This window comes from Marivirga sp. (assembly GCF_051117495.1).
In the GTDB taxonomy this organism is placed as follows: domain Bacteria; phylum Bacteroidota; class Bacteroidia; order Cytophagales; family Cyclobacteriaceae; genus Marivirga.
In genome coordinates, this window is the sequence record NZ_JBNPEF010000020.1 from 22,815 (window position 1) to 40,019 (window position 17,205).

Genomic DNA, 17,205 nt, shown 5'->3' on the forward strand with positions numbered 1-17,205 from the left:
TATACAAAATGTTAGGGAATATTTGATTGAATTACCTTATATTGAAAGTCATGAATTTCTTAGCACATTTATATCTGTCAGGTGAAGTAGATGAAGTGAAAATTGGCAATTTTATTGGTGATTTTGTAAAGGCTTCCGATATGGAAAATTATAATAAAACCATTAATAAAGGAATACGGATGCACTGGGCAATAGATGAATTCACAGACCATCATTCTATTGTGCAAAAAAGTAAAGATAGGTTGAGACCTAAATATGGTCATTATGCGGGTGTGATTGTAGATATTTATTATGATCATTATTTAGCCAGAAATTGGGCAAATTATCATGATCAGGATTTACGGGTATATGTGAATCAACAATATAAAATGTTGGAAAGCCATATCAGTATATTGCCTAAAAAAGTTGTGCATATACTTCCTTTCATGATAAAACATGATTGGTTGTATAATTATCAATATTTTGAAGGAATTGAAAGAGTAATGAGAGGAATGGCCAATAGATCGAATTTTAATTCCAAGATGGATGAGTCTATTGTGGAATTAAAGAAGTATCATCAAGAGTTTGAGGAAGATTTTGAGTCTTTTTTCCCTGAGCTTAGGGCTTATTGCTATAATTTTTTGAAAAAGAACTGAAATTTAAACAAACGCTAACTTTAGATGCTTTATATTCATTAAAACCTATGCCGTTCTCTTAAAAAATAAATTGCTATGAAAACCTATTTGTTCATACTCACTTTTACATTCCTATTTTTTACATTTGATGGCTTTTCTCAAAACAGCTCAATTACAAACGAATATGAAAAAGATGTAAAAATCAGAAAAACTGGGATGGCTATTTTGGGTACTTGGGCTGTAGGTAATATGATTACAGGAGCTATAGGAAGAAGTCAATCTAGTGGACAAACAGCTTATTTCCATGAAATGAATCTGATTTGGAATGTGGTGAATTTAGGAATAGCCGGAGCTGGATATTATTTCACCGCAACTGGTGAAATGCCAGAAAATGCTTCTACCATGTTGAATGATCAAGTTAGCTTTCAAAAAACCTTACTTTTTAATGCGGGTTTGGATTTGGCCTATATAGCTGGTGGATTTTATTTAATGGAAAGAGCTAAAAACACTACTAAAAGACCTGAGAGATTAAAAGGATATGGCAAATCTGTGATTTTACAAGGTAGCTTTCTCTTTGTTTTTGATATCATTCTGCATACCATCCATAGCAAACAAAGCAGTCAGATTTCTGATTTTTTAACTCATGTGCAAATAGGTCCGAATCAGGTTGGGGTTGTTTTTGGGTTATAAGTATTTGGTTTTAAAAGAGACCTGAGCACACGCGCCTAGTGGGTGATAACTATTTAGTAAGTTTGTAACTAAGGTACAAGACACATATACCTACAATAGTTTTAAATACATTATTTGATTAATAATTGTAAAAAAATATTGGTAAAACTTAATATTATCTGTTGATGCAAATCTGTGCGAAATATCCCCTTGAGGGGATTACAGGGGTGGCTATTGCTAGTTGGAATTTGGCTAAAATAGTTTGATACGAAAGGAATTGCTTTTAAAAATTCAGACAAGCCAAAATATCTGCTTTCTCTAGCTCAGGATGATCTTCCAATATCTCCTCATTTGTCATTCCGGAACCAAGCATATCTATAATAACCTCTAGTGGCCATCTCATTCCTCTAATACAAGGCTTTCCGTGACAAATTTCTTGATTGATAGTAATCCTTTTCAATAGTTCTTTCATGATTATGAAAATAGCATTCAAATTACTTTAATAAAACTAATTGAAATTTAATTAAGTTGCAATTTGATAAAACCATCTTTAAATAATTGATATTGAAAAGATGTTAGGAACTAAACCAAACCCTTCAAATACAAATTAAATTCTAAAGCGGTGATGGGTTTAAATTCATCTACTTCCAAGTCCTCTTTGATGTCCTCATCAAATTGCATTTTAGTCTTTTCCAATTTTTTATCAGGATGAACGATAAGTTCCAATCCACTATAATCAATTGGATTGAGTTGTACTAATACAATATAGTCATCAAAAACTCTTTTGAAATATTCGTGAACTACTGCGCTGCTTTTCATAACTTCTTTAGTAAAAATTGAACTGATTTATGTTGAAAAGACACAAGCGAGACGCTTGCGCCAGCTAAGTGATTTTAAGCTATAAAGTCCAAGCGGACGCTTGCGCCAGCTACCATAGTTGGGTGTGCCGGCTCAAGTGTGCCAACTCAAATGTACCAACAAAAGTAATCGGTCTGACGCGCTATGCGTCAGACCGAACAAAGCTTATACTGGTTCAAGCGTCTCGCTTGGATAATTTAAACTACAATATTCACAATTTTCTTAGGTACAATAATCATTTTCTTAATCGGCTTATCTTCAACCCACTTTTGCACTTTAGGGTTAGCTAGTACAGCCTTTTCTATTTCCTCTTTAGTTGCATCCAAAGCAAAGGTCATATTATCTCTATGCTTTCCATTTACGGATACAGGGTATGTATGCTCATCCTCTTTTACAAAATCAGGATTGAATATTGGCCAACCAGCTTCTGAAATACTTCCTTCATTGCCCAATAATGACCATAATTCCTCACAAATATGAGGAGCGTAAGGTGCTATAATTCTTATTAAATCACTTAAAACTTCTTTGTTATTGCACTTCAAATCAGTTAAGGTATTCACGCAAATCATGAACGTGGAAACTGAAGTATTGAAAGAAAAATGCTCAATATCATATTCCGCCTTTTGGATGGCCTGATGCAGAGCTTTTAAAGCTTTTTTATTTGGTTCGCCTTCTTCCACTTTGAAGTTTCCCTCCGCATCATGGAATAATCTCCATAATTTCTTCAAGAATTTTGCAGTTCCGTCAATTCCATTAGTATTCCAAGGTTTGAATTGCTCCAATGGCCCCAGGAACATTTCATACAGTCTCAATGTATCCGCACCGTATTTTTCAATCACGTCATCAGGATTTACCACATTGTACTTTGATTTGGACATTTTTTCTACTTCAGCTCCGCATAAATACTTTCCGTCTTCTAAAATGAATTCAGCATCAGCATGTTCTGGACGCCATTTTTTGAAAGCTTCTAAATCTAAAACATCATTATGTACAATATTGACATCAACATGCAGGCTTTGGGTTTTATATTGATCCTTTAATCCATGTGATACAAATTTATTTTCGCCTTCTACCCTGTAAACAAAATTACTCCTTCCCTGAATCATCCCCTGATTGATCATCTTTTGGAATGGTTCATCTACGCTTAAGTATCCTAAATCGTAAAGGAATTTTGTCCAGAATCTTGAGTAAAGTAGGTGACCGGTTGCGTGTTCAGATCCGCCAATGTATAGATCAACATTTTGCCAATATTGTTGCTTTTCTTCATCAACAAAAGCATCTTTATTGTGGGCATCCATATAGCGGAACATATACCAACTTGAGCCTGCCCAGCCCGGCATAGTGCTTTTCTCCAACTCAAAACCATCTTCCGTTTTCCAGTTTTTTGCTCTGGCTAAAGGTGGTTCACCGTCTTCAGTTGGTAAATATTTATCTACTTCAGGTAATTCCAATGGCAATTGATCTTCTTCTAATAGATAAGGAATTCCATTTTTGAAATAAACTGGAACGGGCTCACCCCAATAGCGCTGACGGCTAAAAATAGCATCTCGCATTCGGTAGTTGATTTTAGCATAGCCGATCCCCTTATCCTTCATAAAGTCAATAGCTTTCATTTGAGCATCTTTAATACTTAAGCCAGTTAGAAAGTCAGAATTAATGATTTTATCATTATCAACCACTTCTACTATTGGTAAATCAAAATGCTCAGCAAAGGCTTTGTCTCTATCGTCATCAGAAGGAACGGCCATAACTGCCCCGGTTCCATATCCTGCTAATACATAATCCCCAATCCAAACAGGTATTTTTTCTTCAGTGAAAGGATGGATAGCATAAGCACCGGTAAAAACTCCTGACACTCGTTTCACTTCCGTCATTCTTTCACGTTCAGAACGGTTTTTTGCAATGCTTACATATTCTTCAACATCTTGTCTTTGAGCATCAGTTGTAATTTTTTCTACTAACTCATGCTCAGGAGCTAATACCATAAAAGTAACTCCATAAATGGTGTCTATTCGAGTAGTAAAAACCTCAATATTCTCATCTTTTTCAGCTAAAGGGAAGGATAATTGAGCTCCAACCGATTTTCCAATCCAGTTACGCTGCATTTCTTTAATTGGCTCGGGCCAATCCAAATCTTCCAATCCTCTCAATAGGCGATCGGCAAATGCAGAAATCCTCATGCTCCACTGCATCATTTTTTTGCGCTCAACAGGATGACCCCCTCTTTCGCTGTAGCCATCTTTTACTTCATCATTGGACAGTACCGTGCCCAATGCCGGACACCAGTTTACTACTGCTTCTGATAGATATGCGATTCTATACTTTAAAAGAATCTTTTGTTTTTCTTCTTCAGAGAAATTAAACCAGTCTTCAGCAGAAAAAGGCTCAACATCTTCATCACAAGCAGCCTTTACTAACTGATTCCCAGTTTTCTCAAAGTGCTCTTCTAAAACTAAGATATGTCGAGCTCTATCATCTACCAAATCATACCAGCTATTGAATAACTGCATGAATATCCATTGTGTCCATTTATAGAATGATGGATCACTGGTGCGGACTTCTCTTTGCCAATCATAAGCAAAACCAATATTCTTTAATTGCTCAATATACCGATTGATGTTTTGCTCAGTAGTAATAGCAGGGTGTTGTCCAGTTTGAATTGCATATTGCTCGGCAGGAAGACCGAATGAATCAAATCCCATAGGATGCAAAACATTAAAACCCTGTTGCTTTTTGTATCTAGCCACAATATCCGAAGCTATATACCCTAGAGGGTGCCCAACATGAAGGCCTGCACCCGAAGGATAAGGAAACATGTCTAAGGTGTAATATTTTGGTTTGTTAAAATTGTCTTCTGCTTTGAATACTTGGTTTTTCTCCCAGTAGGCTTGCCATTTCTTTTCGGTTTCTCTGAACTGATATTCTGACATATTGCTTTATATATTAATCTATTCTAGATTCTAATTAAATGATCGAAAGTGCAAAATTAAGGCTTTTGACTTGGTAAGGAATTAATTTGATATAAGATTTTGAAAAAGACATAAAAAAAGGTGCCCATAAGCACCTTTAATCATTAACCAACTAATCACTAAACTAAAACTAACTAAAAAATTTCTTAACAATAGGATTTGGATCTTTAAGCTGTTCGTTTTTGAACTCTTGCTTTTGAGCATGTCCTAAATTAGCATTAAGCTGTGAGCCTAAAAGGAAAATTAGAATACCGACTATTATTCCAATAGCTAGGAAAACGTTTCGGCTTAAATTTTTAGACTTTTCCATCTTTATCCTATTTATGATCTTCATTTACAATGATTATGCCAAACCTTAAAAAGTTGCATTGATTTTTTTCTTTTTTCTTAACGAGATAAAAATTACCTTCGTATCCAAAATCAAAAAATCATGAAGAAAATATTTTTATCAGTTCTAGTAATGGCAGTAGGATTCTCTGCATGTAATCAAAAAGAAAGTTCTGAACAAACTTCAGAAGTAGAAGAAAAAGTAGTAATTGAAAAAGAGGAGACTTTTTTAGGTGAATCTTTTAATGTTGAAAATGTAACCCCATTGGATATTTTAGTAAGTGACATGAATTCAAGTGATTCTGTTATGGCAGTAGTGGAAGCTAAAGTGACCGAGGTTTGTCAAGCAAAAGGTTGCTGGATGAAAGTTGACTTACCAAATGGAGAATCTATGCGAGTTACTTTCAAAGATTATGGCTTCTTTATGCCGAAGGATTTGGCAGGGAAGTCTGTAAAGATGAATGGAACAGCTAAAATTGAAGAGACTGATGTGGAAACTTTAAAGCATTTTGCTGAGGATGGAGGAAAATCCAAGGAAGAAATTGCCCAAATCACCCAACCAAAAATGGATTATAAATTTGTGGCTTCTGGAGTTAAACTGATAGAATAAAAGCAGGTAATTGTACAAGTCCTAAAATGCAGAGTTGTCAAAAAAAAGCAGTCAGATTATAAAATTTGACTGCTTTTTGTCTTTCAAATCTAAATTGTCAATACTACCGGTATAATCCTCTGCTTTTATCCCTGCTGAATAATCTGCGGAATCGGAATCCACTCAAAGAACTGAAACCACCAACTAAGCCAGCTACTATTCCTGAAATTATAACCATATAAATACCGTCACTCAAACCGAATAATTCTGCGATTTTATTGGATAGTATTCCATTTGAATCATTGTGGGTAATAAATGCTTGGATCAACCATAAAAAGCCTAAACCGACAAATCCACTAAAAAAAGTACTAAGATTTTTTCCTGCTATAATTGCCCCTGCAAAAAATGCACATATCGCCATTGACCACCACGGAAAATACAGCAATGAGAAATGAGCCGCTACTACAATGATTATAGTTCTGATGATAAATTTCATTTTGCTTGTGGGGTTAAAGTTTGAGTGAAAATAACATTTTTCAGATCGGAAGCATTAGCCTTATTCTCCAATTCATAATATTCTCCATTGGCCCAGCTTCCAATCAAATTGTCGTAATAATAACTACCCGGATTACCGGATTGTCCTCCCGGATAAACACCATAAGCTTTAATAGGATTTTCCATAGAAACAATCATTCTCCATGAAGGACCATGCCTTCCTGAGGTTGCATTTAAAATATGCTTGTTCCCTCCTATCTGTAAATTATCTGAGCTGAATGGTGCCAATCTTGCCAAATGTTGAACGGTGGTGTTCTTGAAATTACTCCAAGTCAACTCTTTTTCATTAACAGATTTCCAATTTTCCACTGAATCAACTGCAGATTGAAAACTCATTTGATATAAATCGGTAATACTTTCAATTTTGTCGGTTTTTCGATTATCTATGTAAGGATCATCAGGATGTTCCTTTAAAACTTGAATGGTAACAGGCAATTCAGGTCTTCTAACTGGAACTTCCAAGCCATAGAATTCATCCCATAAGTTTCGATATAATTTATTCCACAGAACTTCAAAATAGGCTGGGGCCGTCAAGTCTTGATTCGCCATATAATTCCAATTGGATAAAGACTCAAATGCGATTTTTTCAGCCTCATTCATATTATTTCGATTTAGGCTGTCTAATATAATTGGTAAAATTTCAGAAGCCATCAACCAGAAATTGTCGTTTTGCAGGCGCATCATATCCTCAACAGTAATATTTTCCAGCGTTTCTAATTTTTGGTTTAACCTTCTGTTTCTATAATGTTCAAACCCTCTGTCATAATGATAATAAGGATAAGTGCTGTCCACTGGAATTTGGTTGGCCGAACTTAAAAATCCCTGTTCAGGATTTTTCATATATGCATTGTGCTCTCTAGGAATGAATCCTGCCCAATCCATATCTGCTCTGGAGCCATCCATGATGAACTTCCCTTGTTCTTCCCACCTTAATGGAAATTTGCCATTAATCCACAAAGCTATATCGCCATGAACATCTGCATAAGCAAAGTTTTGAGCTGGGCAATCATAATGAGTCAGTGCTTCTTCATAATCATCGTAATTCTTAGCCCTATTGAGCAAATGGAACGTCAATTGTTCGTTGGAAGGATCATGTGCTGTCCATCTTAATGCAAAATTTGTCTTACTATTTTCCGATCTAAAGTTTTCATCATAGACGATGGGGCCATGGTGAGTATAGTAAATGGTATCATGAAAGCTTTCCTCACCGCGGATTTTAAATTCCTGTATGATTTTTTGAGTCTTAAGCCATTTTCCGTTGTAAAAATATTCTTGCTTATCATCATCTTTGAAAGTGATGTGATACCAATCACGAACATCCCTAGTGGCATTGGTTACGCCCCAAGTAACACTATCATTAAAACCAATTATAACTCCTAAAGCACCGGGTAAAGTGGAACCATAAACATTTACAGATGGTGAGTTCAAATGCATTACATACCATATTGACGGTAAGTTGAGTCCAAGATGCGGATCATTGGCAAGCATTGGTTTTCCGGTTGAGGTTTTACTACCATGAACAGTCCAATTGTTGCTGCCATTTTGCGGATTTGGTTGTGGAGCTTTATCATCCGGGAAAACAAGTGGGAAATTGATAGAATCAGGCCTTTCTACTTTTTTTGCTTCGAAATCCCAGTTCCTTTTCTTAGGAATTACAGGATCGAAATCTTTATATCTATCTGGAAACAAAAAATCAAATCTTTCTTTCCCAAGCATTTTAACTAACTGTGTATTTTCTGCATCACTATCGCCACCGGCTAAATCATTTGCCATGTATTTTAAGAGTAAACCTGATTTTAAATTAGTCCATGGCTCAGGTTTATAGTCCAATAATTTATATTCAATAGGAAGATCTTTGTATTCTAAAGAAGCTATATATTCATTTATACCTTCAGTATATGCGTTTAGCATTGGTCCAATGATTGGATCTTCTGCCATCAACTTCACGGCTTTCTCAGCTCCATACAGTAATCCATTTCTTCTTTGATATCGGTCAAAATCCAAAGCATCTTTACCTATAATTTCAGAAACCCTACCCCCTGATGCATGTGTTTGGAACTCCATTTGCCATAATCGATTTTGTGCGGTGACAAATCCTTGAGCCATATACAAATCATGGTCGTTATTAGCATAAACATGAGGTACCAAAATGGAATCGTAGTAAATACTGACGGTTTCATTAAGCCCTTCTATAACTGGTTTTTCCTCAAATGGGATATTTTGATTTTCTGAATTGGCCCAAAAGCCATTGTAGGGATCCAAAAACTTTCCTAACGGTGGTATTTGACCCCATTTATTATTTAAGCCCACAACTAGAGCTAATGAAATGAGAAAGGGGAAAATAAATTTTATAAAATTCATAGGGATAGAAGCATTAAATCATCGCCTAATGTATAAAAAATTGGATTATTAATATAATCAATTTCTATAAAATTTATGATGACAGATTTAAACTTATGTAGGGATATTAAAAATTCAGGAATTAGCTAAATAATTCCTGAAATAAGACAATAAATAAAAGCCAAGATTGAATATTTGCTAATTGGCGATCAATTTTGGCTTTTTATAGATATTGAAACTTTTTATGCTAGTTTATCTGATTTTTCATCTTTCTTATCAAGTGACCTCAAGATAAAATATGAGCTTATTAATCCTAACCCACCAAATGTAAATATACATGATAAAAATATTGGTTCATTACTGTACTTCATGTCAATTGAATGAACAATAGTTAATGCTAAAATTAATCCTATTCCGATCCCTATTCCTAACATACCGATGACCATTGTGATACTGTAGGCAGGATGTATCCTTTTATTCTTTTTTTGGGTTTGAAATAGTGAAGCATCTGCTCCAGATTCTATCATCGCTAATCTTTCCTTGTTCCTGGTGTAAAGGAAGTAATAAGAAATACCAAAAATAGTGGCAAATAATGCAATAAATGTTATGACTGCTTCCATAAGAAATTGTTTTTAAAGTTTAAATTTTGAAATCGCTCTTTGGACAAATGAAATGGTGCGATGGTTACAACTTCTTTCATATTTCTTTCACAATTGTTTTTTTACTCGAATTATTTGAGTTTTAGTAGTAGTGTCAATAGTTTTAGCTGTTTTAAATTGAAGGTCTTTTTTCCATCTTAGTTGAGGAATAGTAAGCATTATAATTTTTTTTAATAATAAAACTTAATTTCGTGTAACCAGCGGCATTTTTAACTTGTCAAATGGATGGAACAACTAATAAGTGGAAGAAAAAAGAATTCTCAATATCATTCTAAAAGTTAAGCAAGGAGAAATCCATGCTTTTAATGAGATTATAGTGCTTTATGAAAAGCAGGTTTTCAATTTGGCATTGAGGATTATTAAGAATAGAGAGGATGCCGAGGAAGTAGCTCAGGATAGTTTTGTAAAAGCTTATAAAAGAATTAAGTCATTTAAGGGTAATTCCAAATTTAGCACCTGGCTTTACAGAATTACCTATAATAATAGCCTCAATAAAATTACTTCAAATAAACGGCTGGGCTTTTCTGAAGAGCTAGCAGATGAAAAAATTGGTGGGTCACTATTAGATGATGGAATGAAGGACTTGCTGTTGGAAGAAAGAAAAGGCTTTATAAAAAAGGCATTGGCAAAAATGAGTAGTCAAGAAAGTACTTTAATTACTTTATACTATCAAAATGAATGTGACCTTAAGGAAATTGAAGAGATCACGGGTATTAATAGAAATACTGCAAAGGTGCAACTGCATAGAGCCAGAAAACGTTTGGAATTAAATCTCAAGATGTTATTGAAAAGTGAAATTGAAAGTTTAAGATGATGGAAGAAAAGGAAATTAGAAATTTATTGCAGCAAAATGCAGAACATCCATCCTATGATTTTTCTAGTAAAACCATGCGTAAAATCGAAGCAATGGAATTTGATAAAAAATCTTTATCATTGGAGGAGAATAAATCTGTAATAGTTTATATTATTCCCATCATTTTTCTGGCATTAGTTGGGTATTCACTTTTTCAGGCTAATCCCCAGTTCACCTCTTTTGATATGGCTTTACCATCATTAAATTTTAATTGGGATATATTTAGCCTAAATACAATTCATATTCATTTTAGTTGGTTCATTGCTTCTGCTGTTTTGGCTTTTGGCTTTTGGGCATGGATCTGGTGGGAGAAATGGAATTTTAAAATTAGATAGAAATACTAATTACGTCTCATACAGATGATTTGAGCACAAACAAATTGAGGGATATCCTCTCTGTTGATTTAATTCAATGTAACCACAGTTTTTTTTAATGCATAATAGATAGAGAATGGAGGCAGTCTTGATTATAGCTTTCTATTGTTTCTAGCGTCCAATATTGGAATTAATATTTCCCAAGCTTGTCTAATTGGGTCTCCAAATAATGTTCGGTTACTCCATAATCATTCTTTAAACCCGCTAGTTTGGCATCAATGGCTTCAATATTAGGCGCTTTACTAGCCTTTGACCCCACCAACATTACATTCTTTCTCGTATGTTCATTTGAAATAAATTCGAAGACTTTGGTTTTGTACTGGTTCCTCTCCAATAGAAGTGCCCGGATCGTATCGGTTACCATCTCAAACTGACGCTCTTGAAAAATGCCATATTTTAGCATAGGATTTTCCTGAGCAGTACCTTTAACACTTTGACGAACCTGCTTATGACAGCATGGAGCACATATAATGAGAGATGATTTAGAAACTAAGCCTTTATAAATGGCATCGTCCGTAGCGGTATCACAGGCATGAAGTGCTATTAATATATCAATTTTATCCTTGTCATAATTTTCTATGCGTTCTGAAATAAATGATAGATTGGTGTATCCACATTTTTTGGCTACCTCATTGCAGTAAGTTACAAGCTCTTCCCTTAGTTCTATACCGGTCACCTTAACATCCAGCTTTCGAGTATTCTTCAAAAAATCATAAAGTGCAAAGGTTAAATAGCCTTTGCCAGATCCCATGTCCACAATATTGATTTTCTTTGGAAGTGTGGTAGATTTGAGCAATCCGTCAATGATTTCTAGGTATTTATTAATTTGCTTATACTTATCAGCCATTTTTGGAATCACTTTTCCCTGCTGATTTTTTATTCCTAAATGAATTAAAAACTCGCTGTCTGATGCCCGCTTTACTTTCTGCTTATCATGATCTGCAGGCAGCTTATCACTGAAGGTAGCAGGGTTATTTGTAATAGTAGCTTTCCCCTTTTTATTGAATCGAATGGCAGTATCTTTCTCCAAAGTGAATAGGGTGGCAATACGAAAAGAAGTTTGCAATAGATTCTCCAATTCCGTTATGGTCTCCTCAAAACTATAATTTTTCACCTGATCATTTGTTTTAAAGCGATAGGTAAAAGAGATCAATTTCTCATTTTTGAGCTCCACTTCTCTCAAATAAACATTTTGCAAGTCTGCTGATTTACTTATTGGTTTACTTAAGGTAAGCTTTACAAAAGAATCTTCTTGAAGAGATTTTTTGAGTTCCTGAAAAAATTGTTGCGTTTCATTCATATTAAATGCAAAGCTACGGAAGCTTGCTAAATTATCCGCATTGAAATTAATATTAAGGTAAGGTTGGGTGTTATTAGGCAAGAAGTAATTCCTATTTATTTACTCAAAATGGTAAAAATAAAAAAAGCAGACCGAATAGCCTGCTTTCATTTTTTTCGGAAGAATGTATTATCCTTGGTAGTAAAAACGTTCATGAACGATTTTACCATCTTCCCATTTCTGAACGCCTACTTGCTCCATATTCACTCTGTTACCATCTTGAAAAGTAACATCCATAGAAGTTTCGTGCATTACTACACCACCTTCTTCGTCTGAAGTAATAGCGCTTACTTTCATTCCATGAAATTCTTTGATCATGCCTAAGAATTCTTCCTCGTGCTTTCTGCATTCTGCTTTTCCTTTCCAAGTTCCTCTTGGTTCTGTAATTACTACGTTTTCACCGTAGTATTTATCAAATGCATCTAATAATTTTCCTTCACCTATTAGGTTGTAAATGTCTTGTGTTTTTTCTCTTAAAGTCATAATATTTTATTTAATGTCGATACAATATATGTATATACATTAAAATTTAAAAAAGGTTTAAAAAAAATGGAAATTTAACGTAATGTTAATCTAGATTATTATGACAAATCATCACAGTTAGTTTTTTACACAAACTTCTCTCTAAACTGTAAATTAAACATTCCATAAAGTAAACAAAGCGCACTGGCCACGATCAAGTTCAAGCGATTTTTGAAAATGATGCTGTACCAGATAAACTCACTCATTTCCTGCGGAGCGACCATTTTTGCATTGGCTTGTCTTAAAGAAGTCATGATGAAATAGGTGCCTCCTGGAATCAAAATCACGGTTGCCAGGAACCAAATGATTTGCCATAAGGCGCCTTCTATTTGGAAATAGATTAAAGCTGCAAATCCAATTAAAAGTACAATTCAAACTAGCTTCGTAGTAGTTTTAAGATTTCTAAACCAGTGAAATATTTTGATAAAACGGAAAGAGCGGGATTAGTTCATTACCTTGAGAATGAAACCGAAGATTACTTTGTAGTTGAGGATGAAGGTGAGATAGTAGGAGTAAGAGGTATTAACTAAGAACCGCAATTCAAAATCACTGTAATTTCCTGAGATATAATCAAACGCCATCCTGATTTTTTTGATTATATTCATTGCGTAATCATGTAAATTGAAGGATATGAAAAATCGATTGACACATTTTGCTATATACACAGATGATATAGACAGAGCAAAGAAATTCTACGATAAGGTTTTTGATTGGGGTTTTAATTCCTATGGTCAGTCGGATTTTCTTCAAATCCAGGATCACAAATCAGAAGATGGAGAACTTATAGGGGCTTTACAGTCTAGAAAATATTCTCCATTGCCTGAAAAGATTATCGGATTGGAATGTTCCATTAGTGTTGAAAATATTGACCTCACCATTGAGAAAATTAAGGACAGTGGTGGTAAAATCTTAATGGATAAAACCGCTATTCCTTATGTGGGATGGATCGCTAAATTCCTCGATACAGAAGGGAATTTACTGTGTGCTATGCAATATGATCAAGAAGCGAAATGAAGGACAAAAGGCCCATCCCCTGTTCTCGCCATGCTCTGCATGGTGGCAATTTGTCCGATCGCATGAATCAAAATTACGAATAAACTTATTTAACCCACTTGAAGAAATTAGAAAGGGAGTGATAAAAGTAGAGTATTGGCACTACGGTTTGACGGTTGGAACCGTCTAATCGTTAATCTGCAAAATTGGCGACTTCATGCATCGGTCAGACGGTTCCAACCGTCAGACCAAATATTCCCCGTTCCTGCCATGTTCTACATTCTAAAGCTCATTTCATTAACAAATCTAGCTATTTAAAAAGGCATTTATGTTGCTTGTTAGCTTCCTTAGATAATAGAATTAGTGCATTTTAACGCACTATTTACCTAAAAACAACTCTGTCTTAACTAAAAATTGCTATTAAGTGCATTAAAATACACTTACATTGTTTTTATCACAAACATTCTTTACTTTTGATACAAATAGAGCATTATGTTGCACTTTTCAGAACTAATTGAAACCATTAAAGCGCGGAGGGAAATGCTGCAAGTCAACCAAGAAATGCTGGCAGAGCTATCAGGTGTAAGCCTGAGGGCTTTAAAGCAATTTGAAAGTGGTAAAGGCAATCCCACTTTAAAAACCATTAGCAAATTAGCTGATGCACTAGGTTTAGAATTGACTTTAAAAGTCAAAACATTAAACGCTAACAAATGAGACAGGCTAAAGTACTTTACAAAAATGAAGAAGCAGGCTTGCTTAGCCAGTTAGATAATGGAGCCTATGTGTTTCGTTACCATGATGCTTGGTTTAATGCAGCAGATAAACCGGCTATTAGTCTAACCTTACCTAAAAATCAGCAGGAATATAGTTCAGAGCATTTATTCCCATTTTTCTACAATATGTTACCAGAAGGCAGTAATAAGCAGGTGGTCTGTCATGCCATGCGAATTGATCAAAAAGATGATTTTGGCTTATTGCTCACTACTGCTGCAAATGACACTATTGGAGCCGTTCAAATCATAAAAATTGATCAAGCATGATGCCCGATATCCAATATTGCCCTGGAACATTAAAAGAAGGTCATCAAAGCTATTCTTCAACGGCTTTGAAGCGTGTTTTTAAGGGCAAAAAAGTAAGTCATGTACTTCCTTATCAATCACCAGCTTCAAATGAAAATAGCGATGAACTTTTTGAGGATAATCGAAAAAGAATGTCTATTTCTGGTGTGCAAGAAAAGTTTTCGGTTTTGTTGGATAAAAACAAATTGCGCCTCATCAAGGAAGGGGAACAGGGACAATACATTCTTAAACCCATACCGAATGCGGGCAAAAACCGGGAACAAATGCCAGCCAATGAACATTTAACCATGCAAATTGCAAGGCAGGTTTTTAATATAGAAACTGCTGAAAATGCCCTTATTTTCTTTAGTAATGGAGATCCGGCATATATCACCAAGCGATTTGATGTGAAAGAAGACGGTTCTAAACGCGCACAAGAAGATTTTTCAGCCTTAGCGAAACGAACGCCACAAACCCATGGAGAACATTATAAGTATTTAGGTAATTATTATGAGCTATTTGAATTGCTGAAAAAATATATTCCGGCTTATAGTGTGGAAGCGCCAAAGCTTTTTCAACTCATTCTGTTCAACTATTTGTTTTCCAATGGAGATGCACACTTTAAAAACTTCTCGCTTATCCAAACTGAATTAGGAGATCATAAATTGAGTCCGGCTTATGATTTACTGAATAGTCGTATGCATATTAAAGATAAAGATTTTGCCTTGGATGAGGGTTTGTTGCCTCCAGCTTTAACAAAGGGAAAAATTCATGAGCAGTTTTACATATTAGGCGAACTAGCGGGTATTAGTTCAAATGTTATTAATGGTATTTTCTCTTTACTCACCTCCAAAAAGGAAGAAGTACTTCGTTTGATCCATAACTCCTATTTGTCTGAAAAAATGAAGCGAAATTACGAACAGGCTTATTTAACCCGATTGAAGAAATTAGAAAGGGAGTGATAAAAGAAGCGTAATTGCGTTGCAGTTTGACGGTTGGAACCGTCTAATCGCTAATCTACAAAAATGGCGGTTTCATTTATCGGTCAGACGGTTCCAACCGTCAGACCAAAGTGTTTTCCTTCCATCCCTGCTTACCTAAGTTCCAGCGGAACGACCATATGGTAAAAACAATCAAAGTCAATCTCCACAGTTCCGTAGGAACGACCTTATATTTGGAAGCAGGCACCTTAGCCGTAAGGTCGCTCCTACGGAGCTAAGGATTGGCATCAGTTTTCAGTTACCATAAGTAGGCACCTACGGAGCCTGAATCCTCTACTTCAACCTAAAAAATAACCTTGGTTATTTTCTTATGTGTTCTCTTGTTCTTTTCCCGATAAATGCGGGACAGGTTGTGGTGGGAATAAATTGCGCGAGTTGCGAAGCTAAAAGCATGCTAAGTTTCAATCCCTCAACCACTCCAAAACCTCCCGAAAATGATCATCTTTTGCATCCCTATGTGTAAGTAAATTGATATGATCATAATCATGTTTATAACCCTGTTTTTTGCCGATTACTTTAAAGGTAAAGTTATCTTGATCACCTATTTCTTTTAGTAATCGTCTGCAGTCTACTGGGTGACCGATTTGCTTATCGTTGGCACCTGTTATGGAGAGAATGGGCGGTAACGTTTTTTGTTGCAGGGCAGCAGCATAATCAAAGCCGTCTCGAAGGTCTTTCCAGTCTCTGGAGCGCACCCATTTATTTACTTCTAAGAAATAGTCTTTGGCTTCATCGGCACTGCCTATTTTATATTTTCTGGCGGGTAAATAGCCTTTAATTTTAGCTAGGAAAGTGCAGTAGCCAAACCATAATAAATCTACTATCAAAAACTTTTTAAAGTTCCGGACTCTTATATCTCTTTTGCTACCAAAAAAGACCATTGATTTTAAATTGGGCGCTTCATTTTTAGCCAAATAAGCCATCAAATGGACACCGCCCCAACTGTGAGAAACCCAATGATCGGGTTCCTTGCCCTTAATAGATTTGATTTTTGCTATGAAATCAGGAATGTCTTCCTCAAAGGCCGAGGCCATTCCAAAGTTGTTATCTCGGCTTGGATGGGGCTTGCTTTTGCCTCTACCCCTTAGGTCAGCCACAAATACATCAAATCCATTTTCAGCTAGGAAAGGGGCGAATCCTTTACCCGATTTGGAATAGAATATTTTGCCGTCTTCTATGCTTCCGTGGACTAAAAATACGGATGGGGTATTCTCAGTGATATAAAATCGCTTGAGATGAAGTTGGTAGTTTTCTTTTTCAATAAATAGACTTTCTGATTGCATGCTTGAAATTAGAGAAAAAGTATTAGGCATGCATAATAAAAAGTAGGAAATTTAGCATATGTTTCACCAAAATGATCTGGTTCAAAAATAGATAATCTGAAAAGAATCTAAAGAAAAGTCAGCATGCCCGGAAACTATTGCAAGCTGTCTAAATACTGACAGGCTACAAAGTTTCTTCAGATAACAATACAGATTTGTTTAA

Annotated in this window: 20 protein-coding genes; 9 read left to right on the forward strand and 11 right to left on the reverse strand. The window is 35.3% G+C overall.

The features are described 5' to 3' along the window. The first annotated feature begins 50 nt into the window (after nt 1-50). Both ACFE0M_RS11100 and ACFE0M_RS11105 read left to right on the forward strand, forming a co-directional pair. A complete protein-coding gene (locus ACFE0M_RS11100) occupies nt 51-635 on the forward strand; it encodes an ACP phosphodiesterase (RefSeq protein ID WP_434545829.1) in 585 nt (194 codons plus the stop codon). A 75-nt stretch (nt 636-710) separates the two neighbouring features. Then, nucleotides 711-1,304: a DUF6992 family protein gene (locus tag ACFE0M_RS11105; protein WP_434545830.1), complete on the forward strand. Its 594-nt coding sequence runs from the start codon at nt 711-713 to the stop codon at nt 1,302-1,304. A 262-nt stretch (nt 1,305-1,566) separates the two neighbouring features. Here the strand turns inward: ACFE0M_RS11105 and ACFE0M_RS11110 are convergent, their stop codons facing one another. The 4 genes from ACFE0M_RS11110 to ACFE0M_RS11125 form a co-directional block, all read right to left on the reverse strand. Beyond that, on the reverse strand, nt 1,567-1,755 hold the full coding sequence (locus tag ACFE0M_RS11110) for a DUF433 domain-containing protein (RefSeq protein WP_434545831.1): 189 nt from the start codon (nt 1,753-1,755) through the stop codon (nt 1,567-1,569). A 110-nt stretch (nt 1,756-1,865) separates the two neighbouring features. Then, nucleotides 1,866-2,102 carry a hypothetical protein gene (locus ACFE0M_RS11115; RefSeq protein ID WP_434545832.1) on the reverse strand — a complete coding sequence of 79 codons (237 nt, stop codon included), beginning with the start codon at nt 2,100-2,102 and terminating at the stop codon, nt 1,866-1,868. 236 nt (nt 2,103-2,338) lie between these two features. Continuing rightward, a complete protein-coding gene (gene leuS / locus ACFE0M_RS11120; protein WP_434545833.1) occupies nt 2,339-5,071 on the reverse strand; it encodes a leucine--tRNA ligase in 2,733 nt (910 codons plus the stop codon). Between the two features lie 169 nt (nt 5,072-5,240). Continuing rightward, entirely contained in the window at nt 5,241-5,420 is a 180-nt protein-coding gene (locus tag ACFE0M_RS11125) for a hypothetical protein (RefSeq protein WP_434545834.1), read from the reverse strand. A 120-nt stretch (nt 5,421-5,540) separates the two neighbouring features. On the opposite strand from ACFE0M_RS11125, the gene ACFE0M_RS11130 reads away from it, so the two are divergent. Beyond that, nucleotides 5,541-6,047 (forward strand): DUF4920 domain-containing protein, encoded by a 507-nt coding sequence (locus ACFE0M_RS11130; RefSeq protein ID WP_434545835.1) that lies wholly within the window; start codon nt 5,541-5,543, stop codon nt 6,045-6,047. 103 nt (nt 6,048-6,150) lie between these two features. On the opposite strand, the gene ACFE0M_RS11135 is transcribed toward ACFE0M_RS11130, so the two are convergent. From ACFE0M_RS11135 to ACFE0M_RS11145, 3 genes are all read right to left on the reverse strand, one after another. Beyond that, on the reverse strand, nt 6,151-6,522 hold the full coding sequence (locus tag ACFE0M_RS11135) for a hypothetical protein (RefSeq protein WP_434545836.1): 372 nt from the start codon (nt 6,520-6,522) through the stop codon (nt 6,151-6,153). After that, a complete protein-coding gene (locus ACFE0M_RS11140; RefSeq protein WP_434545837.1) occupies nt 6,519-8,942 on the reverse strand; it encodes a penicillin acylase family protein in 2,424 nt (807 codons plus the stop codon). Before ACFE0M_RS11140 ends, ACFE0M_RS11135 begins: the two co-directional genes overlap by 4 nt. 221 nt (nt 8,943-9,163) lie before the next feature. Further along, nucleotides 9,164-9,541, reverse strand: a complete 378-nt coding sequence (locus ACFE0M_RS11145; RefSeq protein ID WP_434545838.1) for a DUF6249 domain-containing protein — start codon at nt 9,539-9,541, stop codon at nt 9,164-9,166. A 280-nt stretch (nt 9,542-9,821) separates the two neighbouring features. Between ACFE0M_RS11145 and ACFE0M_RS11150 the strand changes: the two genes are divergently transcribed. Then, nucleotides 9,822-10,394: an RNA polymerase sigma factor gene (locus ACFE0M_RS11150; protein ID WP_434545839.1), complete on the forward strand. Its 573-nt coding sequence runs from the start codon at nt 9,822-9,824 to the stop codon at nt 10,392-10,394. Then, nucleotides 10,391-10,768 (forward strand): hypothetical protein, encoded by a 378-nt coding sequence (locus ACFE0M_RS11155; RefSeq protein ID WP_434545840.1) that lies wholly within the window; start codon nt 10,391-10,393, stop codon nt 10,766-10,768. Before ACFE0M_RS11150 ends, ACFE0M_RS11155 begins: the two co-directional genes overlap by 4 nt. 169 nt (nt 10,769-10,937) lie before the next feature. Here ACFE0M_RS11155 and ACFE0M_RS11160 read toward each other — a convergent pair whose 3' ends face one another. From ACFE0M_RS11160 to ACFE0M_RS11170, 3 genes are all read right to left on the reverse strand, one after another. Further along, nucleotides 10,938-12,188, reverse strand: coding sequence for a class I SAM-dependent methyltransferase (locus tag ACFE0M_RS11160; RefSeq protein WP_434545841.1), 1,251 nt, complete (start codon nt 12,186-12,188; stop codon nt 10,938-10,940). An 87-nt stretch (nt 12,189-12,275) separates the two neighbouring features. Further along, complete coding sequence (locus ACFE0M_RS11165) at nt 12,276-12,629, reverse strand: SnoaL-like domain-containing protein (protein ID WP_434545842.1); 354 nt, start codon at nt 12,627-12,629, stop codon at nt 12,276-12,278. Between the two features lie 125 nt (nt 12,630-12,754). After that, complete coding sequence (locus tag ACFE0M_RS11170; protein ID WP_434545843.1) at nt 12,755-12,955, reverse strand: hypothetical protein; 201 nt, start codon at nt 12,953-12,955, stop codon at nt 12,755-12,757. Between the two features lie 343 nt (nt 12,956-13,298). Between ACFE0M_RS11170 and ACFE0M_RS11175 the strand changes: the two genes are divergently transcribed. The 4 genes from ACFE0M_RS11175 to ACFE0M_RS11190 all read left to right on the forward strand — a co-directional run bounded on the left by ACFE0M_RS11175 (nt 13,299) and on the right by ACFE0M_RS11190 (nt 15,681). Next, nucleotides 13,299-13,682: a VOC family protein gene (locus ACFE0M_RS11175; protein ID WP_434545844.1), complete on the forward strand. Its 384-nt coding sequence runs from the start codon at nt 13,299-13,301 to the stop codon at nt 13,680-13,682. A gap of 471 nt (nt 13,683-14,153) precedes the next feature. After that, nucleotides 14,154-14,375 carry a helix-turn-helix domain-containing protein gene (locus ACFE0M_RS11180; protein WP_434545845.1) on the forward strand — a complete coding sequence of 74 codons (222 nt, stop codon included), beginning with the start codon at nt 14,154-14,156 and terminating at the stop codon, nt 14,373-14,375. Further along, nucleotides 14,372-14,701, forward strand: a complete 330-nt coding sequence (locus ACFE0M_RS11185) for a HipA N-terminal domain-containing protein (RefSeq protein ID WP_434545846.1) — start codon at nt 14,372-14,374, stop codon at nt 14,699-14,701. The genes ACFE0M_RS11180 and ACFE0M_RS11185 overlap by 4 nt, the downstream gene beginning before the upstream one ends. Beyond that, entirely contained in the window at nt 14,698-15,681 is a 984-nt protein-coding gene (locus ACFE0M_RS11190) for a type II toxin-antitoxin system HipA family toxin (RefSeq protein WP_434545847.1), read from the forward strand. The genes ACFE0M_RS11185 and ACFE0M_RS11190 overlap by 4 nt, the downstream gene beginning before the upstream one ends. A gap of 440 nt (nt 15,682-16,121) precedes the next feature. Here ACFE0M_RS11190 and ACFE0M_RS11195 read toward each other — a convergent pair whose 3' ends face one another. Next, nucleotides 16,122-17,003, reverse strand: a complete 882-nt coding sequence (locus ACFE0M_RS11195; RefSeq protein ID WP_434545848.1) for an alpha/beta hydrolase family protein — start codon at nt 17,001-17,003, stop codon at nt 16,122-16,124. Nucleotides 17,004-17,205: the final 202 nt, after the last annotated feature.